The 21728-nt window shown below is 63.5% G+C and carries 21 protein-coding genes; 14 read left to right on the top strand and 7 right to left on the bottom strand.

Annotated elements, in window-relative coordinates; all coding sequences use genetic code 11:
- Positions 1–183: 183 nt before the first annotated feature.
- A complete protein-coding gene (locus ABOC32_RS04695) occupies positions 184–2637 on the top strand; it encodes a penicillin-binding protein 1A (RefSeq protein WP_426810262.1) in 2454 nt (817 codons plus the stop codon).
- Positions 2638–3041: 404 nt separating this feature from the next.
- Here ABOC32_RS04695 and ABOC32_RS04690 read toward each other — a convergent pair whose 3' ends face one another.
- The 3 genes from ABOC32_RS04690 to rpmE form a co-directional block, all read right to left on the bottom strand.
- Positions 3042–4310, bottom strand: a complete 1269-nt coding sequence (locus ABOC32_RS04690) for a malic enzyme-like NAD(P)-binding protein (protein ID WP_086978618.1) — start codon at positions 4308–4310, stop codon at positions 3042–3044.
- Positions 4311–4488: 178 nt separating this feature from the next.
- Positions 4489–5310 carry a thermonuclease family protein gene (locus tag ABOC32_RS04685; protein WP_426810261.1) on the bottom strand — a complete coding sequence of 274 codons (822 nt, stop codon included), beginning with the start codon at positions 5308–5310 and terminating at the stop codon, positions 4489–4491.
- Positions 5311–5312: 2 nt separating this feature from the next.
- Positions 5313–5528 (bottom strand): 50S ribosomal protein L31, encoded by a 216-nt coding sequence (gene rpmE, locus ABOC32_RS04680; RefSeq protein ID WP_016489630.1) that lies wholly within the window; start codon positions 5526–5528, stop codon positions 5313–5315.
- Positions 5529–5695: 167 nt separating this feature from the next.
- Between rpmE and ABOC32_RS04675 the strand changes: the two genes are divergently transcribed.
- From ABOC32_RS04675 to ABOC32_RS04665, 3 genes are all read left to right on the top strand, one after another.
- Positions 5696–7915, top strand: a complete 2220-nt coding sequence (locus ABOC32_RS04675) for a primosomal protein N' (RefSeq protein WP_426810260.1) — start codon at positions 5696–5698, stop codon at positions 7913–7915.
- A 120-nt stretch (positions 7916–8035) separates the two neighbouring features.
- Positions 8036–9772 carry an arginine--tRNA ligase gene (gene argS / locus ABOC32_RS04670; protein WP_086978615.1) on the top strand — a complete coding sequence of 579 codons (1737 nt, stop codon included), beginning with the start codon at positions 8036–8038 and terminating at the stop codon, positions 9770–9772.
- Between the two features lies 1 nt (position 9773).
- On the top strand, positions 9774–10472 hold the full coding sequence (locus ABOC32_RS04665) for an SPOR domain-containing protein (RefSeq protein WP_043200705.1): 699 nt from the start codon (positions 9774–9776) through the stop codon (positions 10470–10472).
- A gap of 127 nt (positions 10473–10599) precedes the next feature.
- On the opposite strand, the gene ABOC32_RS04660 is transcribed toward ABOC32_RS04665, so the two are convergent.
- Positions 10600–11016 carry an NINE protein gene (locus tag ABOC32_RS04660; protein ID WP_426810259.1) on the bottom strand — a complete coding sequence of 139 codons (417 nt, stop codon included), beginning with the start codon at positions 11014–11016 and terminating at the stop codon, positions 10600–10602.
- Positions 11017–11182: 166 nt separating this feature from the next.
- Here ABOC32_RS04660 and ABOC32_RS04655 point away from each other — a divergent pair, with 166 nt between their 5' ends.
- Positions 11183–11809 (top strand): C40 family peptidase, encoded by a 627-nt coding sequence (locus ABOC32_RS04655; protein ID WP_426810258.1) that lies wholly within the window; start codon positions 11183–11185, stop codon positions 11807–11809.
- Positions 11810–11921: 112 nt separating this feature from the next.
- Here ABOC32_RS04655 and ABOC32_RS04650 read toward each other — a convergent pair whose 3' ends face one another.
- Entirely contained in the window at positions 11922–12920 is a 999-nt protein-coding gene (locus ABOC32_RS04650) for a type IV pilus twitching motility protein PilT (protein ID WP_426810257.1), read from the bottom strand.
- A 65-nt stretch (positions 12921–12985) separates the two neighbouring features.
- Between ABOC32_RS04650 and ABOC32_RS04645 the strand changes: the two genes are divergently transcribed.
- The 9 genes from ABOC32_RS04645 (at position 12986) to ABOC32_RS04605 (ending at position 19544) form a co-directional block, all read left to right on the top strand.
- Positions 12986–13672, top strand: coding sequence for a YggS family pyridoxal phosphate-dependent enzyme (locus ABOC32_RS04645; RefSeq protein WP_043204306.1), 687 nt, complete (start codon positions 12986–12988; stop codon positions 13670–13672).
- A gap of 38 nt (positions 13673–13710) precedes the next feature.
- Entirely contained in the window at positions 13711–14529 is an 819-nt protein-coding gene (gene proC, locus ABOC32_RS04640; RefSeq protein ID WP_426810256.1) for a pyrroline-5-carboxylate reductase, read from the top strand.
- Between the two features lie 10 nt (positions 14530–14539).
- Positions 14540–15130 carry a YggT family protein gene (locus ABOC32_RS04635; protein ID WP_016502058.1) on the top strand — a complete coding sequence of 197 codons (591 nt, stop codon included), beginning with the start codon at positions 14540–14542 and terminating at the stop codon, positions 15128–15130.
- Between the two features lie 88 nt (positions 15131–15218).
- The gene (gene metX, locus ABOC32_RS04630; protein ID WP_016502059.1) at positions 15219–16358 is read left to right on the top strand and encodes a homoserine O-succinyltransferase MetX; all 1140 of its coding nucleotides are present in this window, start codon (positions 15219–15221) and stop codon (positions 16356–16358) included.
- 7 nt (positions 16359–16365) lie between these two features.
- Positions 16366–16986, top strand: coding sequence for a methionine biosynthesis protein MetW (gene metW, locus ABOC32_RS04625; protein WP_003249106.1), 621 nt, complete (start codon positions 16366–16368; stop codon positions 16984–16986).
- A gap of 22 nt (positions 16987–17008) precedes the next feature.
- Positions 17009–17443, top strand: coding sequence for a DUF4426 domain-containing protein (locus ABOC32_RS04620; RefSeq protein ID WP_426810255.1), 435 nt, complete (start codon positions 17009–17011; stop codon positions 17441–17443).
- Positions 17440–18036 carry an RdgB/HAM1 family non-canonical purine NTP pyrophosphatase gene (gene rdgB / locus ABOC32_RS04615; RefSeq protein ID WP_426810254.1) on the top strand — a complete coding sequence of 199 codons (597 nt, stop codon included), beginning with the start codon at positions 17440–17442 and terminating at the stop codon, positions 18034–18036. The genes ABOC32_RS04620 and rdgB overlap by 4 nt, the downstream gene beginning before the upstream one ends.
- Positions 18033–19208 (top strand): radical SAM family heme chaperone HemW, encoded by a 1176-nt coding sequence (gene hemW / locus ABOC32_RS04610; RefSeq protein ID WP_426810253.1) that lies wholly within the window; start codon positions 18033–18035, stop codon positions 19206–19208. The genes rdgB and hemW overlap by 4 nt, the downstream gene beginning before the upstream one ends.
- A gap of 9 nt (positions 19209–19217) precedes the next feature.
- Positions 19218–19544 (top strand): DUF3392 family protein, encoded by a 327-nt coding sequence (locus ABOC32_RS04605; RefSeq protein WP_086978608.1) that lies wholly within the window; start codon positions 19218–19220, stop codon positions 19542–19544.
- 631 nt (positions 19545–20175) lie between these two features.
- Here the strand turns inward: ABOC32_RS04605 and trmB are convergent.
- The gene (trmB, locus tag ABOC32_RS04600; protein ID WP_060516925.1) at positions 20176–20898 is read right to left on the bottom strand and encodes a tRNA (guanosine(46)-N7)-methyltransferase TrmB; all 723 of its coding nucleotides are present in this window, start codon (positions 20896–20898) and stop codon (positions 20176–20178) included.
- A gap of 9 nt (positions 20899–20907) precedes the next feature.
- Positions 20908–21720 carry a thiazole synthase gene (locus tag ABOC32_RS04595; protein WP_003249091.1) on the bottom strand — a complete coding sequence of 271 codons (813 nt, stop codon included), beginning with the start codon at positions 21718–21720 and terminating at the stop codon, positions 20908–20910.
- Positions 21721–21728 lie beyond the last annotated feature (8 nt).

The raw sequence follows: 21728 nt of genomic DNA, 5'->3' as shown, positions 1-21728 counted from the left end.
CCTTGCTGCCTGCGGCAGCGATCGGTCGCAACCCCGCGTCAACACTTGCCCCGGCCTGCCCATCGAGGCGACGGGCAGCCTGGCCGGTAACCCGGAGAGGCGAAAAAATGCTTATAATGCCCAGCGCTTTCTGGTCCGCCGGGCCTGCGTGCAACCCACTCTCAACCTGGACACCGAAAAGCCTTGATACGTCTGCTGAAGTTCTTCTGGTGGTCTTCCGTCGCAGTCATTTGCGCGCTCGTACTCGGTGTGAGCGGTGCGTTTCTGTATCTTAGCCCCAGCCTGCCCTCGGTCGAGTCCCTCAGAAGCATCCAGTTGCAGATCCCCCTCAGGGTGTACAGCAGCGACGGCAAACTGATTGCCGAATTCGGCGAAATGCGCCGCTCGCCGATCCGTTTCGCGGAAATTCCGCCACAGTTCATTCAGGCGCTTCTGTCAGCCGAGGACGACAATTTCCTCAATCACTACGGTGTCGACCCCAGCAGCCTGATGCGCGCAGCGACCCAGTTGGTGAAAACCGGCCATATCCAGACCGGCGGCAGTACCATCACCATGCAGGTGGCGAAGAACTTCTTCCTCACCAGCGAACGCAGCTTCTCGCGCAAGACCAACGAGATCCTGCTGGCCCTGCAGATCGAGCGTGAACTGACCAAGGACGAAATCCTTGAGCTGTACGTGAACAAGATCTACCTGGGTAACCGCGCCTACGGCATCGATGCTGCCGCGCAGGTGTACTACGGCAAATCGATCCGCGACGTGAGCCTGGCGCAGATGGCGATGATCGCGGGCCTGCCCAAGGCACCGTCGCGCTTCAACCCGCTGGCCAACCCGGTGCGCGCCAAGGAGCGCCGCGACTGGATCCTCGGCCGCATGTACAAGCTGGGCAAGATCGACCAGGCCAGCTACCAGACCGCCCTGGCCGAGCCGCTCAATGCCAGCTACCACGTGCCGACACCTGAGGTGAATGCGCCTTACATCGCCGAAATGGCCCGCGCCGAAATGGTCGGCCGCTACGGCAGCGACGCCTACACCGAAGGCTTCCGCGTCACCACCACGGTGCCCAGCGACATGCAGGACATGGCCAACAAGGCCATCCTCAAAGGCCTGTCTGATTACGACGAGCGCCACGGCTACCGCGGCCCCGAAGCACGCTTCCCGGGGCGCACCCAGGCAGCCTGGCTGCAGGAGCTGGGCAAGCAGCGCATCCTTGGCGGCCTGGAGCCGGCCATCGTCACCCATGTCGATAAAGCCGGCCTTCAGGTACTGACCCGCGATGGCCAGCAAGCCGAAGTGGCTTGGGAGACCATGAAATGGGCGCGCCCGTTCATCAACAGTAACGCCCAGGGCCGCTCACCGCAGTCGCCGGCAGACGTGGCACAGATCGGCGACCTGGTGCGCCTGCAGCGCCTGGAAGATGGCAAGCTCAAGTTCAGCCAGGTGCCGGGGGCGCAAAGCGCCCTGGTCACCCTCGACCCTTACAACGGCGCCATCCGCGCGCTGGTTGGCGGCTTCTCGTTCGAGCAGAGCAACTACAACCGCGCCATGCAGGCCAAGCGCCAGCCGGGTTCGAGCTTCAAGCCGTTCATCTACAGTGCCGCGCTGGACAGTGGCTACACCGCCTCCACCCTGGTCAACGATGCGCCGATCGTGTTCGTCGACGAATCCGTGGACAAAGTGTGGCGGCCGAAGAACGACACCAACACCTTCCTCGGCCCGATCCGCATGCGCGAAGCGCTGTACAAGTCGCGCAACCTGGTGTCGATCCGCTTGCTGCAGGCCATGGGTGTAGACCGCACCATTGACTACATCGCCAAGTTCGGCTTCAACAAGCAGGACCTGCCGCGCAACCTGTCGCTGGCCCTGGGCACCGCCACCCTGACCCCGATGGAAATCGCCACCGGCTGGAGCACCTTTGCCAACGGCGGCTACAAGGTCACCCCGTACCTGATCGACCGTATCGAAAGCCGCAACGGCGAAACCCTGTTCACCGCCAACCCGCCCCGCGTACCGCAAGGTGCCGAGGACCAGGCGGGCCTGGCAGCGCCCGAACAGCCGATCAGCACCGCTGCCATGCCAGGTGAGGCACCTTCCGCCTTCAACCCGGTGGCCGCTGCGCCGCAAGCGCCGGCTGTGGCCGAACGGATCATCGACGGCCGTACCTCCTACATCCTCACCAGCATGCTGCAGGACGTGATCAAGCGCGGTACCGGCCGCCGGGCCTTGGCCTTGGGCCGCACCGACCTGGCGGGCAAGACCGGTACTACCAACGAGTCCAAGGACGCCTGGTTCTCCGGCTACAACGCCGATTACGTGACCACCGTGTGGGTCGGTTTCGACCAGCCGGAAACCCTCGGCCGCCGTGAGTACGGCGGTACGGCGGCGCTGCCGATCTGGATGAGTTTCATGGGCGCGGCGCTGAAGGACAAACCGAATCACCCACCGGCAGAACCGGAAGGCATCCTCAGCCTGCGGGTCGACCCGATCAGCGGCCGCGCTGCCTCGCCGAGCACGCCGAATGCCTACTTCGAGCTGTTCAAGGCCGAAGATTCGCCACCGTCGGTGGACGAACTGGGCAACGGCGCAGCACCGGGCAGCCCGCTGCCGGCGGATGAAGCGGCACCGATGGATCTGTTCTGAGGCAGGGTGCCTGACTCGAGTTATGTGGGGCTGCTGACATCGAGCGCCGCCCGCGCGGCGCTTCGCGGGTGAACCCGCTCCCACATTTGTTGCAACGTGCCGAACCTGTCGGGCCATGGTTGCCCGCCTTGGTGCATGCCTTGAGACAGGCGGGGCGGCACCAATGCCCACCTCCAATTCCAGCCATGCCACCAAGGCTGACAACCATGGCCTGACAGACATGGCCACGTTGCAACAAATGTGGGAGCGGGTTCACCCGCGAAGCGCCGCGCGGGCGGCGCTCGATCTCATAGGCGCCAAAAATGTTATGGCGAACACCTGCCAGCCCTGACACATCCCCATCGCCCACAAAAAAGCCCCGGCTCATACGAGCCGGGGCTTTTTCATGACAGCTACAACAGCAATCAGCCGTTGAACACTTCATCCACGCTGGTCAGCGGGTAGTGCTTCGGATACGGCAGGGTAGCCACGCCGGATTCGATGGCGGCCTTGGCCACAGCGTCGGAAACGACGGTGATCAGGCGTGCGTCCAGCGGCTTCGGAATGATGTACTCACGACCGAACTCCAGGCCTTCGACACCGTAGGCTTCGCACACTTCTTTCGGCACTGGCAGCTTGGCCAGGTCTTTCAGGGCGATGGCGGCGGCGATCTTCATTTCTTCGTTGATACGCTTGGCACGAACGTCCAGGGCACCGCGGAAGATGAACGGGAAGCCCAGTACGTTGTTGACCTGGTTCGGGTAGTCGGAACGACCGGTGGCCATGATCACGTCGTTGCGAGTGGCGTGCGCCAGCTCTGGCGAAATTTCCGGATCCGGGTTCGAGCAGGCGAACACGATCGGGTTGGCAGCCATCGACTTCAGGCCTTCAGGGCTCAGCAGGTTCGGGCCGGACAGGCCTACGAACACGTCGGCACCGTCGAGTGCGTCAGCCAGGGTGCGCTTGTCGGTAGCGTGGGCGAACTGAGCCTTGTACTGGTTCAGGTCGTCACGGCCAGCGTGGATTACACCGCTGCGGTCGATCATGAAGATGTTTTCGACCTTGCCACCCATGCTCACCAGCAGCTTCATGCAGGAGATGGCAGCAGCACCGGCGCCCAGGCAGACGATCTTGGCGTCTTCGAGCTTCTTGCCAGCGATTTCCAGGGCGTTGATCATGCCGGCCGCGGTAACGATGGCGGTACCGTGCTGGTCATCGTGGAATACCGGGATGTCGCACTGTTCGATCAGGGTGCGCTCGATTTCGAAGCACTCAGGTGCCTTGATGTCTTCGAGGTTGATGCCACCGAAGGTGATCGAGATGCGGCGAACGGTGTCGATGAACGCTTGCGGGCTTTCCGATTCGACTTCGATGTCGAACACATCAATACCAGCGAAACGCTTGAACAGAACGCCCTTGCCTTCCATGACCGGCTTGGAAGCCAGTGGGCCGAGGTCACCCAGACCGAGGATGGCGGTGCCATCGGAAATCACCGCAACCAGGTTGCCTTTGCCGGTGTATTTGTAAGCCAGCTCTGGATCACGGCCGATTTCACGCACGGGCTCAGCAACACCTGGGCTGTAGGCCAGGGCGAGGTCACGGGCGGTGGCAGTGGGCTTGGAGAGTTCGACGCTCAGTTTCCCCGGACGAGGTTGAGCGTGGTATTCGAGAGCGGCGGTTTTCAGGTCTGACATGGTGGGCATTCCGCTATTTACTGTTCTGACGGACCGCCGAGGATACGCAAAGAGCCGGGGAGTCACAAGACTGGTCGGTCACTTGTGTCAAGGCCTTTAGCCTACGACTTTACGCTATAACCCACGGGGGCATACGGCTAACAGTGTGTACAATCCAATAGCGAAATGTCTACATCTTTTAGCCTAAAAAACGCTCCAACATGCTCGGATCGGTCAATGGCAACACCCAGCGTCGCTGCCCAGGCTTCAGGCCACCCTTGCGGGAACGGTCCAGCACCCAGCCACGCGCTTCGACCTGGCGCCCCTTGAGATTATCGAAGAAGCTGGCGGGGAAGTTGCGTTGCAGACGAGCGGGAACCTGCAGCACCACCGCATCGTCCAGGGTCAGCCAGACCCCGCCACGGTTGCGCTCGATACCCTTGATGCGGCCACCGACCACCGCGAACCCCGATTGCCTTACATCACCGGCAGGCACCACCGGCGAACGGCGCCACAAACCGTTGCCGGCCTTGCGCGCCGCTTGCTCGGCAAGTTGCTGGCAGCCGCTGAGGCTTACATTGGGGGCAACTGCCACGCGGTAACCCAAACCCTCGCTGAGCAACCGTGCTTCCAGATTGTCGCCATTCTGCCCGTAGATATGCGCCAGCGTGCGGCCATACTTGTCTTTTCCCTCAACGCCCGGCACCAGCCCGACGCGGCCGTCACTGGCATTGACCAATGCTTGAAGGCGCCGCTTGGCGGCCTCGGCATAGGGCTCGCTAGTGCGCCCTTTGCGGCCGACTTCCGGGGTATTGATGCCGATCAGGCGCACGCTGCGGCCATCGGCCAGGCGCAAGGTATCGCCATCCACCACCTGGCGTACCTGCACTTGCTGTGGCTGCTCCGGCAGTGGGCAGAACGCCAGGGCGGGAAAATGCCAGATGACGCCCATAAAAAAAGCGCCCACAAGGGGCGCTTTTTTTTGCAGCAATGCGAAACCCGAGGGGTTCGCCATGCGCATGATTACTTCTTGGCACCGAACATGCCGAAGCGATCGGCGAACTTCTGTACGCGACCACCGGTGTCCAGGACTTTCTGCTTACCGGTGTAGAACGGGTGGCACAGGTTGCAAACGTCGATCGACAGGGTGTTGCCCAGGGTCGAACGGCTTTCGAACTTGTTGCCGCAGCTGCAGGTGACTGCAACTACTTCATAGTTCGGGTGGATACCTTCTTTCATGGTCGCTTCCTCGAGCTGCGTGCCGCCATCCAACACCAATTGTTGAATACCGCACGTAATTAGGCGGCAAATAATACCAGAGCGCTGCGCCAGTGCAAGTTGTCGCTTGCACCGACCGTCGTCTGCTAGGCTCGCCAGTCTTTGATACGCCCTCCGAGACCTTCCGCGTGCCCGACGTCATCCTGCGCCTTGCCCTGCCCTCCCCGCTGCGTCGCCTGTTCGACTACAAGGCACCCGCGAACATGGCGCGCCAGGCCTTGACCCCGGGCATGCGCATTCGCGTGCCATTCGGCCGCCGCGAAATGATCGGCGTGCTGGTGGAGGTGTGCGCACAAAGCGAGGTGCCCGCTGACAAGCTCAAGCCGGCCAGCGCCCTGCTCGATCCGGTATCACCGATCCCGCCATCGCTGTTCAAGCTGTGCCTGTGGACCGCTCAGTACTACCAGCACAGCCTGGGTGACACCCTGAGCTGGGCCCTGCCGACGCTTTTGCGCCAGGGCGAACCCGCCGAGATGCGCCAGGAGCGCTTCTGGCACGTCGCCCCCGGCGCCCGCCTGGAAGACCCGCGCATCGCCCGCGCGCCGCGCCAGCGCGACGCCCTCAAGACCCTGGCCCAACACCCACACGGCGTGGCCCACAGCCTGCTGGCCAAGCTCAACCTGAACAAGGACAGCCTCGACCTGCTGCTGGCCAAGGAGCTGGCACAGATCGAAGTCCGCCGGCACTTGCCGGCGCTACGCCACGAACACTGGCTGGCGCAGCCGGAATTGCCGCTCAACGAAGAGCAGCGCGACGCTTTTGACGCCGTGCGCGAAGGCTTTGGGGGCTTTGGCGCGTTCCTGCTGGCCGGCGTCACCGGCAGCGGCAAGACCGAGGTCTACCTGCAGTTGATTCGGGAAACCCTGGAAGCCGGGAAGCAGGCGCTGGTGCTGATCCCGGAGATCAACCTCGGCCCACAGACCCTGGCGCGCTTCGAGCAACGCTTCAACGCCCGCATCGCCCTGCTGCATTCGGCGGTGAATGACCGCGAGCGCCTGGACGCCTGGCTGGCCGCCCGGGACGGCGAGGCCGACATCATCATTGGCACCCGCTCGGCATTGTTCACGCCGATGAAAAACCCCGGCCTGATCATCATCGACGAGGAGCACGACGGCTCCTATAAACAGCAGGAAGGGCTGCGCTATCACGCCCGCGACCTGGCACTGGTACGCGCCCACCAGGAGAACATCCCGATCCTGCTCGGCTCTGCCACGCCGTCGCTGGAAACCCTGCACAACGCCCTGACCGGTCGCTACCGCCTGCTGCGCATGAACCAGCGCGCAGGTGGCGCCCGCCCGCCGCGCATGCTGCGCCTGGATGTGAAGAGCCTGCCACTGGACAGTGGCATCAGCGGCCCGTTGCAACAAGCCATCCGCCAGACCCTGGAGGCAGGCCAGCAAGTGCTGGTGTTCCTCAACCGCCGCGGCTTCGCGCCGACCTTGCTGTGCCACGATTGTGGCTGGCTGTCCGAGTGCCCGCGCTGTGATGCGCGCATGACCGTGCACCAGCGTTCTGGCGTGCTGCGCTGCCACCACTGCGGCTATGACGAACGCCTGCCGCACCAGTGCCCGCAGTGCAACCACGTGGACCTGCGCCCGGTCGGCGCGGGCACCGAGCGCGCCGAAGAACGCCTGAAGGTGCTGTTCCCGGACTACCCGATCCTGCGGGTGGACCGCGACAGCACGGCGCGCAAGGACGCCATGCACAACCTGTTCACTACCATTCAGCGCGGCCAGCCGAGCATCCTGGTCGGTACGCAGATGCTTGCCAAGGGCCACCACTTCCCCCGGGTGACCCTGGTGGCCATCCTCGATGCCGATGGCGGGCTATTCTCGGGTGATTTTCGCGCCAGCGAGCGCATGGCGCAGCTGATCGTGCAGGTGGCCGGCCGTGCCGGGCGCGCCGAGGAGCCGGGCAAGGTCATCATCCAGACCCATCTGGCCGACCACCCGCTGCTGGTGCAGCTCACCGAGCAGGGCTACTTCGCCTTTGCCGAACAGGCCCTGGACGAACGCCGCGCTGCCGGGCTGCCGCCTTACTCCCACCTGGCCCTCCTGCGTGCCGAAGCGCACAAGCCGGGGCAGGCCGAAGGTTTTCTCGACGAAGCCTGCGCCGCCGCCGAGCGCCTGGTGGCCGAGCAGCGCCTGCCAGGCATCGAACTGCTGGGCCCGGTGCCGGCGCCCATGGAGCGCCGCGCCGGGCGCTTCCGCGCGCAACTGTTGATACAGGCCAATACCCGGGCGCCTTTGCATCGACTGATCAGCGCGTGGTTGCTAGTGTTGGAGCAGATGCCGAGCGGGCGCCAGGTACGCTGGTCGCTGGACGTCGACCCGGTCGACCTGTACTGACGTCCGGGGCTGCTTTGCAGCCCCAAAGGTTGGCAACCCGCTCCCGGCAACGGATAATGCCCAGTTTTTCCACCTGCGCATCCAGGCGCTCACCGCGCTTGCGGTCGAAAAGAGATCCCCATGAAAGACACCATTCGCCAGCTGGTCCAGCAAGCCCTCACCCAACTCGTCACCGACGGTGTGCTGCCTGAAGGGCTGTCGCCGGCGATCCAGGTGGAAAACGCCCGGGACAAGACCCACGGCGACTTCGCCAGCAACATCGCCATGATGCTGGCCAAGCAGGCAGGCATGAAGCCACGCGACCTGGCCGAAAAACTGATCAACGCCCTGCCGGCCAGCGCTGACATCAGCAAGGTGGAAATCGCCGGCCCCGGCTTCCTCAACTTCTTCCAGAACACCGACGCCCTGGCCAACCGCCTGGACGCCGCCCTGGCCGATGACCACCTGGGCGTGCGCAAGGCCGGCCCGAGCGAAAAGGTCGTCATCGACATGTCGGCGCCGAACCTGGCCAAAGAGATGCACGTCGGCCACCTGCGCTCGACCATCATCGGTGACAGCGTCGCACGCGTGCTGGAATTCCTGGGTGACAACGTCATTCGCCAGAACCACGTCGGCGACTGGGGCACCCAGTTCGGCATGCTGATGGCGTACCTGCAGGAAAACCCGATCACCAGCGACGAGCTGTCCGACCTGGAAAACTTCTACCGGGCAGCGAAGAAGCGCTTCGACGAATCGGAAGAGTTCGCCACGCGCGCCCGTGGCCTGGTGGTCAAGCTGCAAGCCGGCGACCCCGAGTGCCTGGCCCTGTGGACCCGCTTCAAGGACATCTCGCTGTCGCACTGCCAGAAGACCTACGAGCTGCTCAACGTCAAACTGACCATGGCCGACGTGATGGGCGAAAGCGCCTACAACGACGACCTGGCCAACGTGGTGGCCGACCTCAAGGCCAAGGGCCTGCTGGTCGAGGACCAGGGCGCCCAGTGCGTGTTCCTCGAAGAATTCAAGAACAGCGAAGGCGAACCCCTGCCGGTGATCGTGCAGAAAGCCGACGGCGGCTACCTGTACGCCACCACCGACCTGGCCGCCGTGCGCTACCGCAGCAACGTGCTCCACGCTGACCGCGCCCTGTACTTCGTCGACCAGCGCCAGGCCCTGCACTTCAACCAGGTGTTCGAAGTGGCACGCCGCGCAGGCTTTGTCGGCCATCCGATGCAGATGGAGCACATGGGCTTCGGCACGATGAACGGCGCCGACGGCCGCCCGTTCAAGACCCGCGACGGCGGCACCGTCAAGCTGATCGACCTGCTCACCGAGGCCAAGGAGCGCGCTTACGCGCTGGTCAAGGAAAAGAACCCGAGCCTGGCCGACGAAGATCTGCGTCACATCGGTGAAGTGGTGGGCATTGGCGCGGTGAAATACGCCGACCTGTCCAAGCACCGTACCAGCGACTACAGCTTCAACTTCGAGCTGATGCTCAACTTCGAAGGCAACACCGCCCCGTACCTGCTGTACGCCTACACCCGCGTAGCCGGCGTGTTCCGCAAGCTGGGCAAGGGCTTTGACGAAGTCGACGGCAAGATCGTGCTGCAGGCGGCCCACGAGCAGGACCTGGCTGCGCGCCTGGCGCAGTTTGGCGAAACCCTCAATAGCGTCGCCGAAAAAGGCACGCCGCACGTGCTGTGCAGCTACCTGTACGACCTGGCCGGCCTGTTCTCCAGCTTCTACGAGAACTGCCCGATCCTCGCCGCCGAAACCCCGGAGCAACAGCAAAGCCGCTTGCGCCTGGCCGCCCTGACCGGCCGCACCCTCAAACAAGGTCTGGAACTGCTCGGCCTGGAAACCCTGGAGCGCATGTAAGTTGGCTGCCAAGAAAAAACCCGCCCCAAAACGCGGCGCAAGCCGCCAGACAGCGCCGGCCAAACAGCCGATCCCTGGTTGGGTATGGATGGCGGTCGGCCTCACCGTAGGCGCGTTCATCGTGTTCCTGATGAAGCTCGAGCCGGGTGGCGATGACATCAAACGCACCAAGCCCGAGCAGCAGAAGCCGGAAAAAGTGGCCGAAGCCAGCAAGCCTGCGCAGGCCACCCCACTGCAGCCGGTGAAGCCGAAGTACGACTTCTACACCCTGCTGCCGGAGTCTGAGGTGATCGTGCCGCCAGAAGCGGTACCGGAGAAGACGCCACCGGTACCGGCCCAGCCGGTGACCCCGGTGACGCCGGCAGAAGCGGCGAAGATCGACACCGCGCGAGCCCAGGCGGCGTTGTTGGGCCAGACCCCGCCACCGCCACCACCGGTGATCAAGCCGGCTGCGACCACCCAGTACTTCCTGCAGGCCGGCTCGTTCCGCAAGCAGGCCGATGCCGACAAGGTCCGTGCGCAGATCATCCTGCTGGGCCAGTCGGTGAAGGTGGAGTCGGGTACGGTCAAGGATGAAACCTGGTACCGCGTACTGGTCGGGCCATTCAGCAACCGTGAACAGCTGACCGGGGCGCAGAAGCAACTGGCCGGGGCCGGGTTCAGCAACCTGTTGCTGCAACAGCGCCAGACCCGTCAGTAACAAAGAAGGCCTTACCGCTTCGGTGCGACAAGGCCTTTTTTATGGGCGCTTCTGGCCTCTTCGCGGGTGAACCCGCTCCCACAAGGTTCTACGGCTCCTGTGGGAGCGGGTTCACCCGCGAAGCATTTCAACGCGAGGCATTGCGCTCGGACACCTGGCTGTTCAGCGTCCAGAAGTCATACAGCACCCCCACCAGAAACAGCCCGCCGGTGAAGAAGTAGATGATCGCGGTAATCCACTTGCCCTGATACAGCCGGTGCAGGCCAAACACCCCAAGGAAGGTCAGCAGGATCCAGGCGATGTTGTAGTCGATACGCCCGGACTGGAACCGCAGGTCTGCTTCGCGGTCCATGGCCGGGATCAGGAACAGGTCGATCAACCAGCCAATGCCCAACAGGCCCAAGGTGAAGAACCAGATGGTGCCGGTGATGGGCTTGCCGTAGTAGAAGCGATGCGACCCGGTGAAGCCGAAAATCCACAGCAGGTAACCGATGACCTTGCTGTGAGTGTCGTGATAGGGCGCCCCCTGTTGATAAGTATTCATTCATAGCCCTCGTGGGTTATCCGAAAATTTTCTAAAAAAAAATGTGACTTTCTCGTTTCAGGCCGACGTACGGCAGCTGGGCAATCGACCAACGGATCAAAGATTGATCAAAAAGCTGTTATAAAGTTGCGCGCCCAACACATAACTATTCATAAGAGCTTCATCTATGCCGACTTTTTTCAAGACATGGCTGACCCTCTGTCTATTATTGCCCCTGGCCGCCCACGCCACCAATCGTGAGCAACGTCTTCCCAATGGTTTCACCGGCTATACCACCAATGCCTCGGTGAAACACGCGCCGGTCAAGCAGTCCGCCCTGCGCGCACGCCCGAGCAATGCCGCCAACAATCGCGGCCTGGCAGTCGCGGCCATGTCGCCGAAGCAGAGCAGCGATGTGCTCAGCCGTGCGGTGAATGTGCTCGGTACACCTTACGTTTGGGGTGGCAGCAGCCCGAAAAAAGGCTTCGACTGCAGCGGGCTGGTGAAATACGCCTTCAACGATGTCGCCGACGTCGACCTGCCGCGCACCTCCAATGCCATGGCCCAGGGCCACGGCGTCAAGGTGGCCAAGGGTGACCTCAAGCCTGGCGATTTGATCTTCTTCAACATCAAGAGCCGCCGGGTGAACCATGTGGCCATCTACCTGGGCAACGACCGCTTTATCCACGCACCACGGCGTGGCAAGCGGGTGAGCATCGACAACCTCAGCAAGCCCTATTGGCAGAAGCACTACGTGGTGGCCAAGCGGGTGCTGCCGAAGGAACAACAGCAACTGAACCTGGCCAAGCGCTAAACAGGCCCGGCCTCTTCGCGGGCAAGCCCGCTCCCACAGGTACCCCACAGCCTTCCAGGGCTGCGCCGTACCTGTGGGAGCGGGTTTACCCGCGAAGAGGCCAAAGCAGGCACTACAGATCTCTGATCAGTCCTTTCTCCTTCAGCCCACGCATCGCCGCCTCCATCGTCCGCATCCCCTCAGCCGCCCCGCCCTGCATCACCGAACACAACTGCGCCATCCGCCCCTCCCGAACCAGATTCCGCACCGCCGGCGTCGCCACCAGCACTTCCCGCGCCGCCACCCGCCCGCCGCCCACGCGCCTGACCAGCACCTGCGCCACCACAAGGCGCAACGACTCGGCCAACATCGCCCGCACCAACGGCTTTTCCTCGGCAGCAAACACCTCCACCAACCGGTCAACGCTGCTGGCCGCCGAACGCGTATGCACGGTCGCCAGCACCAGGTGCCCGGTCTCGGCTGCGCGCAAGGCCAGGCGAACGGTCTCCAGGTCCCGTAGCTCACCGATCATGATCACATCCGGGTCCTGGCGCAGTGCACTGCGCAGCCCCTGGGCGAAGCCGCCGCTATGGCGGCCAATCTCACGCTGGTTGACCAAGCTGCGCTGGCTGCTGTGGATAACTTCCACCGGGTCTTCGAGGGTGATGATGTGCAGCGCCCGCTCCCGGTTCAGCTGGTCGAGCAACGTCGCCAGGGTGCTGGACTTGCCACTGCCGGTAGGCCCACCTACCAGGATCAGGCCATCCGTGCATTGCGCAACAGCTTGATACACATCCCCCAGGTCGAGCTCATCCAGCGTGGCGATCCGCCCTGGGATCAGCCGGAAGGTAGCCCCAGGGCCGTTCAGCTGGCGAAACAGGTTCAGCCGAAAGCGCCCCAGCGCGGGCAACTCCAGCGCCAGGTCCAGCTCATCGCCCTGGGCCCACTGCCGCCGTTGGTGTTCAGCCAGCAAGGGTGCCATGCCTTCGGCCAGGTCTGCCGGCACCAGCGCCGGCAAATTCATGCGCTGCAAGTCACCCTCAAGGCGCAGCATCGGTATCTGGCCCGCCGCCAGGTGCAGGTCCGAAGCCCCCGCATCCACGGCCCGGGCCAACAGGTCGGTCACATCCATGAGACTCCCCAAAGGCCTTCAAGTAGGTAGAATGCCGCAAACCCTACAGCCGCCGGCATCCGTCCATGTCCACCCTAGCAGACAACCTTTCCGCTATTTCCGCCCGTATCGCCAGCGCTGCCCAGGCTGCCGGGCGCGATCCGGCCAGCGTGCAGTTGCTGGCCGTGAGCAAGACCAAGCCCGCCAGCGCCATTCGCGAAATCCACGCCGCTGGCGTGCGCGATGTCGGGGAAAACTACCTACAGGAAGCGCTGACAAAGCAGCAGGCGCTAAGCGACCTGCCCTTGATCTGGCACTTCATCGGCCCCATTCAGTCGAACAAGACCAAAGCCATCGCCGAGCATTTCGACTGGGTGCATTCCGTGGACCGCCTGAAAATTGCCCAACGCCTGTCCGAGCAGCGCCCTGCCGGCCTGGCGCCACTGAACCTCTGCCTGCAAGTGAACGTGAGCGGCGAGGACAGCAAGTCTGGCTGCGCCCCCGCCGACCTGCCGGCCTTGGCCAAGGCCGTGGCCGGGCTGCCCAACCTGCGCTTGCGCGGGCTGATGGCAATTCCCGAGCCCACCGACGACCGCGCCGCCCAGGAGGCTGCCTTCGCCCGTTTGCGCCAGTTGCAGGAAAGCCTGGGCCTTGGCCTGGACACCCTGTCCATGGGCATGAGCCACGATTTGGAAGCGGCTATTGCACAGGGTGCGACCTGGGTACGCATCGGCACCGCCCTGTTCGGTGCCCGCGACTACGGCCACAGCTGACTCCATGCTTTACTCACTCTTCCCCACAAGGACCTGACATGAGCAAGACACGTATTGCCTTTATCGGCGCCGGCAACATGGCCGCCAGCCTGATCGGTGGTTTGCGTGCCCAGGGCCTGGACGCCTCGCAGATCCGCGCCAGCGACCCGGGCGCCGAGACCCGCACCCGCATCCAGGCCGAGCACGGCATCGACACGTTCGAGGACAACGCCCAGGCCATCGACGGCGCCGACGTCATCGTGCTGGCGGTCAAGCCACAGGTCATGAAAGCCGTGTGCCAGGCCCTGCAACCCAACCTGCAGGATGGCCAGCTGATCGTTTCCATCGCCGCCGGCATCACCTGCGCCAGCCTGCAAAGCTGGGTAGGCGCTCGCCCGGTGGTGCGCTGCATGCCCAATACCCCTGCGCTGCTGCGCCAGGGCGTAAGCGGCCTGTACGCCACCGCTGAGGTATCTGACGCGCAGCGCCAGCAGGCCGAACAACTGCTGTCGGCCGTAGGCACGGCCCTGTGGCTGGAGCAAGAACAACAACTGGACGCCGTGACCGCAGTGTCCGGCAGCGGCCCTGCGTACTTCTTCCTGCTGATCGAGGCCATGACCGCAGCAGGCGAAAAGCTCGGCCTGCCACGTGAAACCGCTTCCCAGCTGACCTTGCAGACCGCCCTTGGCGCTGCCCGCATGGCGGTTGCCAGCGATGTCGACGCTGCCGAACTGCGCCGCCGCGTCACCTCGCCCGCCGGCACCACGGAAGCAGCTATCAAATCGTTCCAGGCCAGCGGCTTCGAAGCCATCGTCGAGCAGGCGCTGCAGGCTGCGGCCACGCGCTCTGCCGAGCTGGCCGAACAACTGGGCAAATAAGGAGTTTTAGATGAATGCACTGTCCGGCGCCGCGATCTTCGTGGTGCAAACCCTGGTCAGCCTTTACCTGGTGATCGTTCTGCTGCGCTTTGTCCTGCAACTGGTCAAAGCCAACTTCTATAACCCGCTGTGCCAGTTCGCAGTGCGTGCCACGCAGCCGCTGCTCAAGCCGATCCGCCGGATCATCCCCAGCATCGGTGGGCTGGACACCTCGTCGCTGCTGCTGGCGGTCATCATCCAGGCGCTGCTGATGGGCTTCGTGCTGATGGTCACCTACGGCACCTTCGGTGACGTTCTGCACCTGCTGATGTGGGCGATCATCGGCATCACCTCGCTGTTCCTGAAGATTTTCTGGGTGGCGATGATTGTCATGGTGATCGTGTCCTGGGTTGCCCCCAACAGCCACAACCCGGCCGCCGAACTGGCCTACCAGATCAGCGAGCCAGTGCTGGCACCGTTCCGCCGCCTCGTGCCCAACCTGGGCGGCATGGACATCTCGCCGATCTTCGCCTTCCTGGCGATCCAGGTGATCCAGTCGTTCGTCATGCCCCCGCTGGCCGCCTACGCAGGCATGCCACAAGAACTGTGGCGCATGATCTGACCCTGGTTGCTTCCAGCGGCAAGCCTTTGCTTGCCGCTGGGGGTAGCGCTCTTTAGACTTACGCCTCCGTCAAGCGTGAGCAGGGTCGATGTCCACTGTCTTTCCCGAAGATTCCGTCGGTCTGGTAGTACCGCAAACCGCCCGGTTCGATGAACCGCTGGCTTTGGCTTGTGGCCGCTCCCTGGCCAGTTACGAGCTGGTCTACGAGACCTATGGCACCCTGAACGCCAGCGCGAGCAACGCCGTGCTGATCTGCCATGCCCTGTCCGGCCACCACCATGCCGCCGGCTACCATGCCGCCACCGACCGCAAACCGGGCTGGTGGGACAGCTGCATCGGCCCAGGCAAACCGATCGACACCAACCGCTTCTTCGTGGTCAGCCTGAACAACCTCGGCGGCTGCAACGGCAGCACCGGCCCCAGCAGCGTCAACCCTGCCACCGGCAAGCCGTATGGCGCCGACTTCCCGGTACTGACCGTAGAGGACTGGGTGCACAGCCAGGTGCGCCTGGGCGAGCGCCTGGGCATTCAGCAATGGGCCGCTGTCGTCGGCGGCAGCCTGGGCGGCATGCAGGCACTGCAATGGACCATCAGCTACCCGGAGCGTGTGCGCCATTGCGTCGACATCGCCTCGGCACCCAAGCTGTCGGCACAGAACATCGCCTTCAACGAAGTGGCTCGCCAGGCCATCCTCACCGACCCCGAATTCCACGGCGGTTCGTTCCAGGACCAGGGCGTCATTCCCAAGCGCGGCCTGATGCTGGCGCGCATGGTCGGCCATATCACCTACCTGTCCGACGACTCGATGGGTGAAAAATTCGGCCGTGAGCTGAAAAGCGACAAGCTCAACTACGACTTCCACAGCGTCGAGTTCCAGGTCGAAAGCTACCTGCGCTACCAGGGCGAGGAGTTTTCTGGCCGTTTCGACGCCAACACCTACCTGCTGATGACCAAGGCGCTGGACTACTTCGACCCGGCCGCAGCCCAGGGCGGCGACCTGGCCGCCACCTTGGCCCACGTCAAGGCGCAATACTGCATCATGTCGTTCACCACCGACTGGCGCTTCTCGCCGGCCCGTTCGCGCGAGATCGTCGACGCGCTGATGGCTGCGCGCAAGAACGTCTGCTACCTGGAGATCGAATCGCCTTACGGGCACGATGCCTTCCTGATCCCCACACCTCGCTACATGCAGGGTTTCTCGAACTACATGAACCGCATTGCCATCTGAGGACAGCATGAGAGCCGATCTGGAAATCATCCACGACTGGATCCCCGCCGGCAGCCGGGTACTCGACCTGGGCTGCGGCAGCGGCGAACTGCTGGCCTCGCTGCGTGACCGCAAGCAGGTCACCGGCTATGGCCTGGAGATCGACGCCGACAACATCGCCGCCTGCGTGGCCAAGGGCGTCAACGTCATCGAGCAGGACCTGGACAAGGGCCTGGGCAACTTCGCCAGCAACAGTTTCGATGTAGTGATCATGACCCAGGCCCTGCAGGCCGTGGAGTACCCCGACCGCATCCTCGACGAGATGCTGCGCGTGGGCCGCCAGTGCATCATCACCTTCCCCAACTTCGGCCACTGGCGCTGCCGCTGGTACCTGGCGACCAAAGGCCGCATGCCGGTATCGGACTTCATGCCGTATACCTGGTACAACACGCCGAACATACACTTCTGCACCTTTGCCGACTTCGAAGAACTGGTGCACGAACGCAGGGCCAAGGTGCTCGACCGCCTGGCCGTCGACCACTTGCACCGCAACGGGTGGGGTGGCCGGCTTTGGCCTAATCTTCTAGGTGAGATCGGCATCTACCGCGTCAGCAGCCCGGGCCTGCAAGAGCACCAGCTCGCTGTCTGACGCCCACCGGAGGAATTGCCCCATGCGTCGCCTAACCCTGTTCCTCATCAGCCTGTGCCTGGCATTGCCGGTGCTGGCTGCCGATGCCGCCCGGCCCGAGCGCAAGGAAGTGTTTGGCGACGTGACGGTGCATTACAGCGCATTCACTTCGAGCATGCTCACACCCGAGGTGGCCGCTGCCACCGGCTTGGTGCGCAGCAAGAACCAGGGTGTGCTCAACATTGCTGTGCTAAAGGCCAACAAGCCCGCCCCGGCACTGGTCAGCGGCACAGTCAAGGACCTCACCGGGCGCAGCAGCCCGCTGTCGTTCAAGCAGATTACCGAACCGGGCGCGGTGTACTACATCGCCCAGTTCAAGATCGAACAGCCAGAAACCGTCACCTTCGACCTGAACATCGAAACCGGTGGCGTCAGCAACTCCCTCAGCTTCAACCAGGACGTGTATCCAGGCGAATGATGAATTTCCAGCAACTCGTATTGGCCAGCCATAACGCCGGCAAACTCAAGGAACTCCAGGCCATGCTCGGCCAGTCCGTGCAGCTGCGCTCGATTGGTGAGTTCAGCCAGATCGAGCCGGAAGAAACCGGCCTGTCGTTCGTCGAAAACGCCATCCTCAAGGCACGCAACGCCGCGCGTATTTCCGGCCTGCCGGCCCTGGCCGACGATTCCGGCCTGGCTGTGGACTTCCTCGGTGGTGCGCCCGGCATCTACTCGGCGCGCTATGCCGACGGCAAGGGTGACGCGGCGAACAACGCCAAGCTGCTCGATGCCCTGAAGGACGTGCCCGAGGCCGAGCGCGGCGCGCAGTTCGTCTGCGTCCTGGCACTGGTGCGCCATGCCGACGACCCGTTGCCGATCCTGTGCGAAGGCCTGTGGCACGGCAGCATCCTGTTCAAGGCCAGCGGCGAGCACGGCTTTGGCTATGACCCTCTGTTCTGGGTACCGGAGCGCAACTGCTCCAGCGCCGACCTGGCCCCGGCAGACAAGAACCAGCTCAGCCACCGCGCCCGTGCCATGGCCCTGCTGCGCCAACGTCTGGGCCTGGCATGATCGAAATGCTGGCCTCCCCTGGCGCGGCGGCCTTTACCAGCCTGCCGCCGCTGGCGCTATACATCCACATTCCGTGGTGCGTACGCAAATGCCCTTACTGCGACTTCAACTCCCACGCTGCCGGGCCTGAGCTGCCGGAAGACGCCTACGTCACGGCCCTGCTGGACGACCTCGACCAGGAACTGCCCGCCGTACAGGGTCGCCCGATCAGCTCGATCTTCTTTGGTGGCGGTACGCCCAGCCTGTTCAGTGCCAACGCCCTGGGCCGGCTGTTGCGCGGTGTGGAACAACGCATCCCGTTCGCGCCAGACATCGAAATCACCCTGGAGGCCAACCCGGGCACGTTCGAGCAGGACAAGTTCAAGGCCTACCGGCAAACCGGCATCAACCGCCTGTCCATCGGCGTACAGAGCTTCCAGCCCGCCAAGCTGGAGGCGCTGGGGCGCATCCACAATGGCGACGAAGCCGTCCGTGCTGCTGGCATGGCGCGTGCCGCGGGCTTCGACAACTTCAACATGGACTTGATGCACGGCCTGCCTGACCAGTCGCTGGATGATGCGCTGGGCGACCTGCGCCAGGCCATCGACCTGGGGCCGACGCACCTGTCGTGGTACCAGCTGACCGTGGAACCGAACACGGTGTTCTGGAACCAGCCGCCAGTGTTGCCCGAGGACGACATCCTCTGGGACATCCAGGAGGCCGGCCAGGCACTGATGGCCGAGCACGGGTTCCGCCAGTACGAGGTCTCGGCCTACGCCCAGACGGACCGCGCCGCGCGGCACAACCTCAACTACTGGCGCTTTGGCGACTTCATCGGCGTTGGTGCCGGTGCCCACGGCAAGCTGACCTTCGCCGACGGGCGCATCCTGCGTACCTGGAAAACCCGCCTGCCAAAGGACTACCTGAACCTGGCCAAGCCGTTCAAGGCCGGCGAGAAGCTGCTGCCGGTCGATGAACTGCCGTTCGAGTTCCTGATGAACGCCCTGCGCCTGACCGATGGCGTGGAAGCCGAACTGTTCACCCAGCGCACCGGCTTGCCGCTGGCACAGCTGCGCGAGGCACGCCGCGCCGCCGAACAAAAAGGCCTTTTACAGGTCGAACCGGATCGACTGGTAGCCACGCCAAGGGGCCAGTTGTTCCTCAATGACCTGCTGCAGTATTTCTTGACCTAAGGATGACCCATGGATCTGGTACTTGACCTGCTCGCGACGGTTTCCCGCTGGAGCCGCGGCAACCTGTCGGAGATTTCACTGGCCTTGGTAGGCTGCCTGCTGGTGCTGTTCGGCAGTGATGTGAAAGCCTGGGCCGAGCAACGCCTGGGTGGCCTGGCGGGCGCACTGCGGGTGCCGTTCATGGCCCTGATGGTGATGATCGGCAGCGGTGCGGCGCTGATCTACGCCACGCCGTGGGTGGTGAAGGGGTTGGGCCAGTTCAACAACTATGCGCTGGCACCGGTGTTGCTGGTGGTGCTGGTGTTGATTGGCGTGGTGGCTGATCGCCGAGGGTAAGCATTGCAAAAAGCTGCCCCGGGTAACCAGGGCAGCCCTACCACCTGACTAGCCCTTAGCGGGCATCATCGAAGTGGTCGCGCATGAAGTCCCGAACGGTCTTGAGCACAGTCAAGATCCGGACAAGCTTCCAGACGCGGCTCAGCGCATCAAGCAAACGCTTCATATGCCTTGGCCTCCGTGTTGGCGGGCCAATCTTCCAGCATCTAACCGGCACTTCGATGCCTTCGAAAACCACGTGAGTGTTTTCGGTGAAGTGGCCAGGTTAATGGCCCTTCGAAGTCAGTTGCCGGCACGGTTCTCAGGCCATGTCGAAGGGGCCGGAAAGCAGAATTCTTCTCCTACCCGGCCCATCACCGAACACATCCACAATGGGAGCAGCGCAATGATACTTGGCAACTGCGCACAAGACTGTTAACCGTTCCGACACACGTGATGCCGGATATTTCGGAGCATTGACGCCCCCTTACACCCTGCTTATGATCTTTTTACCACGTGAGTGTTTTCGGTGAAGTCCCAGAGCGAAGGATACTCAGTCCTGTCGCTCACAAAAAAACCGCCTTTCTCAAGGCGGTTTTTTTTCGCCTGCATTTCTGCAAGCACCAGCACATCGAACGGCCAGATCAGCCGATCAATCCGCCTTCTCGAACTTCAAATCCCACACCCCATGCCCCAGCCGCTCGCCGCGGCGTTCGAACTTGGTGATCGGGCGCTCTTCGGGGCGTGGCACGTAGGTGCCGTCGGCCGCACGGTTGCGATAGCCCGGGGCGGCGCTCATCACTTCCAGCATGTACTCGGCATACGGCTCCCAGTCGGTGGCCATGTGGAACACGCCACCGGGCTTGAGCTTGCGCCGTACCAGCTCGGCAAACTCCAGCTGGACGATGCGGCGCTTGTGGTGACGCGCCTTGTGCCATGGGTCCGGGAAGAACAGCATCAGGCGGTCGAGGCTGTTGTCCGCCACGCAGCGGTTCAGCACTTCGATGGCATCGCAGTCGTACACCCGCAGGTTCTTCAGGCCCTGGGTCAGTACGCCGTTGAGCAGCGCGCCGACACCCGGGCGGTGTACTTCCACACCGATGAAGTCCTGTTCAGGGGCGGCAGCCGCCATTTCCAGCAGGGAATGGCCCATGCCGAAGCCGATCTCCAGGGTGCGCGGCGCCGAACGGCCAAACACCTGGTCGTAGTCCACGGGGCTGTCAGCCAGCGGCAGGATGTACAGCGGGCCGCCCTGGTCCAGGCCGCGTTGCTGGCCTTCGGTCATGCGCCCGGCGCGCATCACGAAGCTTTTGATGCGGCGGTGTGGGCGGGCTTCGCCGTCGGGGGTGATCGGCGTATCGTGCGATTCAGTCATCAGGAGCTCTTACTTGATCAGACCATCCAGCGGCGAAGAGGCGCTGGCATAGAGTTTCTTCGGCATACGGCCGGCCAGGTAGGCCATGCGACCGGCGACGATGGCGTGCTTCATGGCTTCGGCCATCAGCACCGGCTGCTGGGCGTGGGCGATGGCCGAGTTCATCAGCACTGCCTCGCAGCCCATTTCCATGGCGATGGTGGCGTCAGAAGCGGTACCTACGCCGGCATCGACCAGCACCGGCACCTTGGATTCTTCCAGGATGATCTGCAGGTTGTAGGGGTTGCAGATACCCAGGCCGGTGCCAATCAGGCCAGCCAGCGGCATCACCGCGATGCAGCCGACTTCGGCCAGCTGGCGGGCGATGATCGGGTCGTCGCTGGTGTACACCATCACGTCGAAACCTTCCTTGACCAGCACTTCGGCGGCCTTGAGGGTTTCGATCACGTTGGGGAACAGGGTTTTCTGATCGGCCAGCACTTCCAGCTTCACCAGCGTGCGGGATTCGTGCGACTTGCGCCCGTCCAGCAGTTCGCGGGCCAGACGGCAGGTGCGTACCGCTTCCACCGCGTCAAAGCAGCCTGCGGTGTTCGGCAGGATGGTGTACTTGTCGGGCGACAGGACGTCGAGCAGGTTCGGCTCGCCCGCATTCTGGCCAAGGTTGGTGCGGCGCACGGCGACGGTGACGATTTCGGCACCCGAGGCCTCGGTGGCCAGGCGGGTTTCTTCCATGTCACGGTACTTGCCGGTGCCGACCAGCAGGCGCGACTGGAAAGTACGCCCGGCCAGGGTGAAGGGCTTGTCGCTACGAACGTTGCTCATCGTTGTTC

The organism is Pseudomonas sp. WOUb67 (assembly GCF_050058005.1).
GTDB classification, from domain to species: domain Bacteria; phylum Pseudomonadota; class Gammaproteobacteria; order Pseudomonadales; family Pseudomonadaceae; genus Aquipseudomonas; species Aquipseudomonas putida_R.
Note: the sequence above shows the minus strand (reverse complement) of the source record. Positions and strands in the feature narration are given on the sequence as shown.

Bases quoted from the DNA above. Each gene is read 5' to 3' on its own strand.
- proC (WP_426810256.1), top strand. From the start codon at position 13,711: ATGAGCAAGACACGTATTGCCTTTATCGGCGCCGGCAACATGGCCGCC.
- metX (WP_016502059.1), top strand. From the start codon at position 15,219: ATGTCCACTGTCTTTCCCGAAGATTCCGTCGGTCTGGTAGTACCGCAA.
- hemW (WP_426810253.1), top strand. From the start codon at position 18,033: ATGATCGAAATGCTGGCCTCCCCTGGCGCGGCGGCCTTTACCAGCCTG.
- ABOC32_RS04655 (WP_426810258.1), top strand. From the start codon at position 11,183: ATGCCGACTTTTTTCAAGACATGGCTGACCCTCTGTCTATTATTGCCC.
- ABOC32_RS04650 (WP_426810257.1), bottom strand. From the start codon at position 12,920: ATGGATGTGACCGACCTGTTGGCCCGGGCCGTGGATGCGGGGGCTTCG.
- rpmE (WP_016489630.1), bottom strand. From the start codon at position 5,528: ATGAAAGAAGGTATCCACCCGAACTATGAAGTAGTTGCAGTCACCTGC.
- ABOC32_RS04595 (WP_003249091.1), bottom strand. From the start codon at position 21,720: ATGAGCAACGTTCGTAGCGACAAGCCCTTCACCCTGGCCGGGCGTACT.
- ABOC32_RS04635 (WP_016502058.1), top strand. From the start codon at position 14,540: ATGAATGCACTGTCCGGCGCCGCGATCTTCGTGGTGCAAACCCTGGTC.
- ABOC32_RS04690 (WP_086978618.1), bottom strand. From the start codon at position 4,310: ATGTCAGACCTGAAAACCGCCGCTCTCGAATACCACGCTCAACCTCGT.
- ABOC32_RS04660 (WP_426810259.1), bottom strand. From the start codon at position 11,016: ATGAATACTTATCAACAGGGGGCGCCCTATCACGACACTCACAGCAAG.
- ABOC32_RS04645 (WP_043204306.1), top strand. From the start codon at position 12,986: ATGTCCACCCTAGCAGACAACCTTTCCGCTATTTCCGCCCGTATCGCC.
- rdgB (WP_426810254.1), top strand. From the start codon at position 17,440: ATGATGAATTTCCAGCAACTCGTATTGGCCAGCCATAACGCCGGCAAA.
- ABOC32_RS04605 (WP_086978608.1), top strand. From the start codon at position 19,218: ATGGATCTGGTACTTGACCTGCTCGCGACGGTTTCCCGCTGGAGCCGC.
- metW (WP_003249106.1), top strand. From the start codon at position 16,366: ATGAGAGCCGATCTGGAAATCATCCACGACTGGATCCCCGCCGGCAGC.
- trmB (WP_060516925.1), bottom strand. From the start codon at position 20,898: ATGACTGAATCGCACGATACGCCGATCACCCCCGACGGCGAAGCCCGC.
- ABOC32_RS04620 (WP_426810255.1), top strand. From the start codon at position 17,009: ATGCGTCGCCTAACCCTGTTCCTCATCAGCCTGTGCCTGGCATTGCCG.
- ABOC32_RS04685 (WP_426810261.1), bottom strand. From the start codon at position 5,310: ATGCGCATGGCGAACCCCTCGGGTTTCGCATTGCTGCAAAAAAAAGCG.
- argS (WP_086978615.1), top strand. From the start codon at position 8,036: ATGAAAGACACCATTCGCCAGCTGGTCCAGCAAGCCCTCACCCAACTC.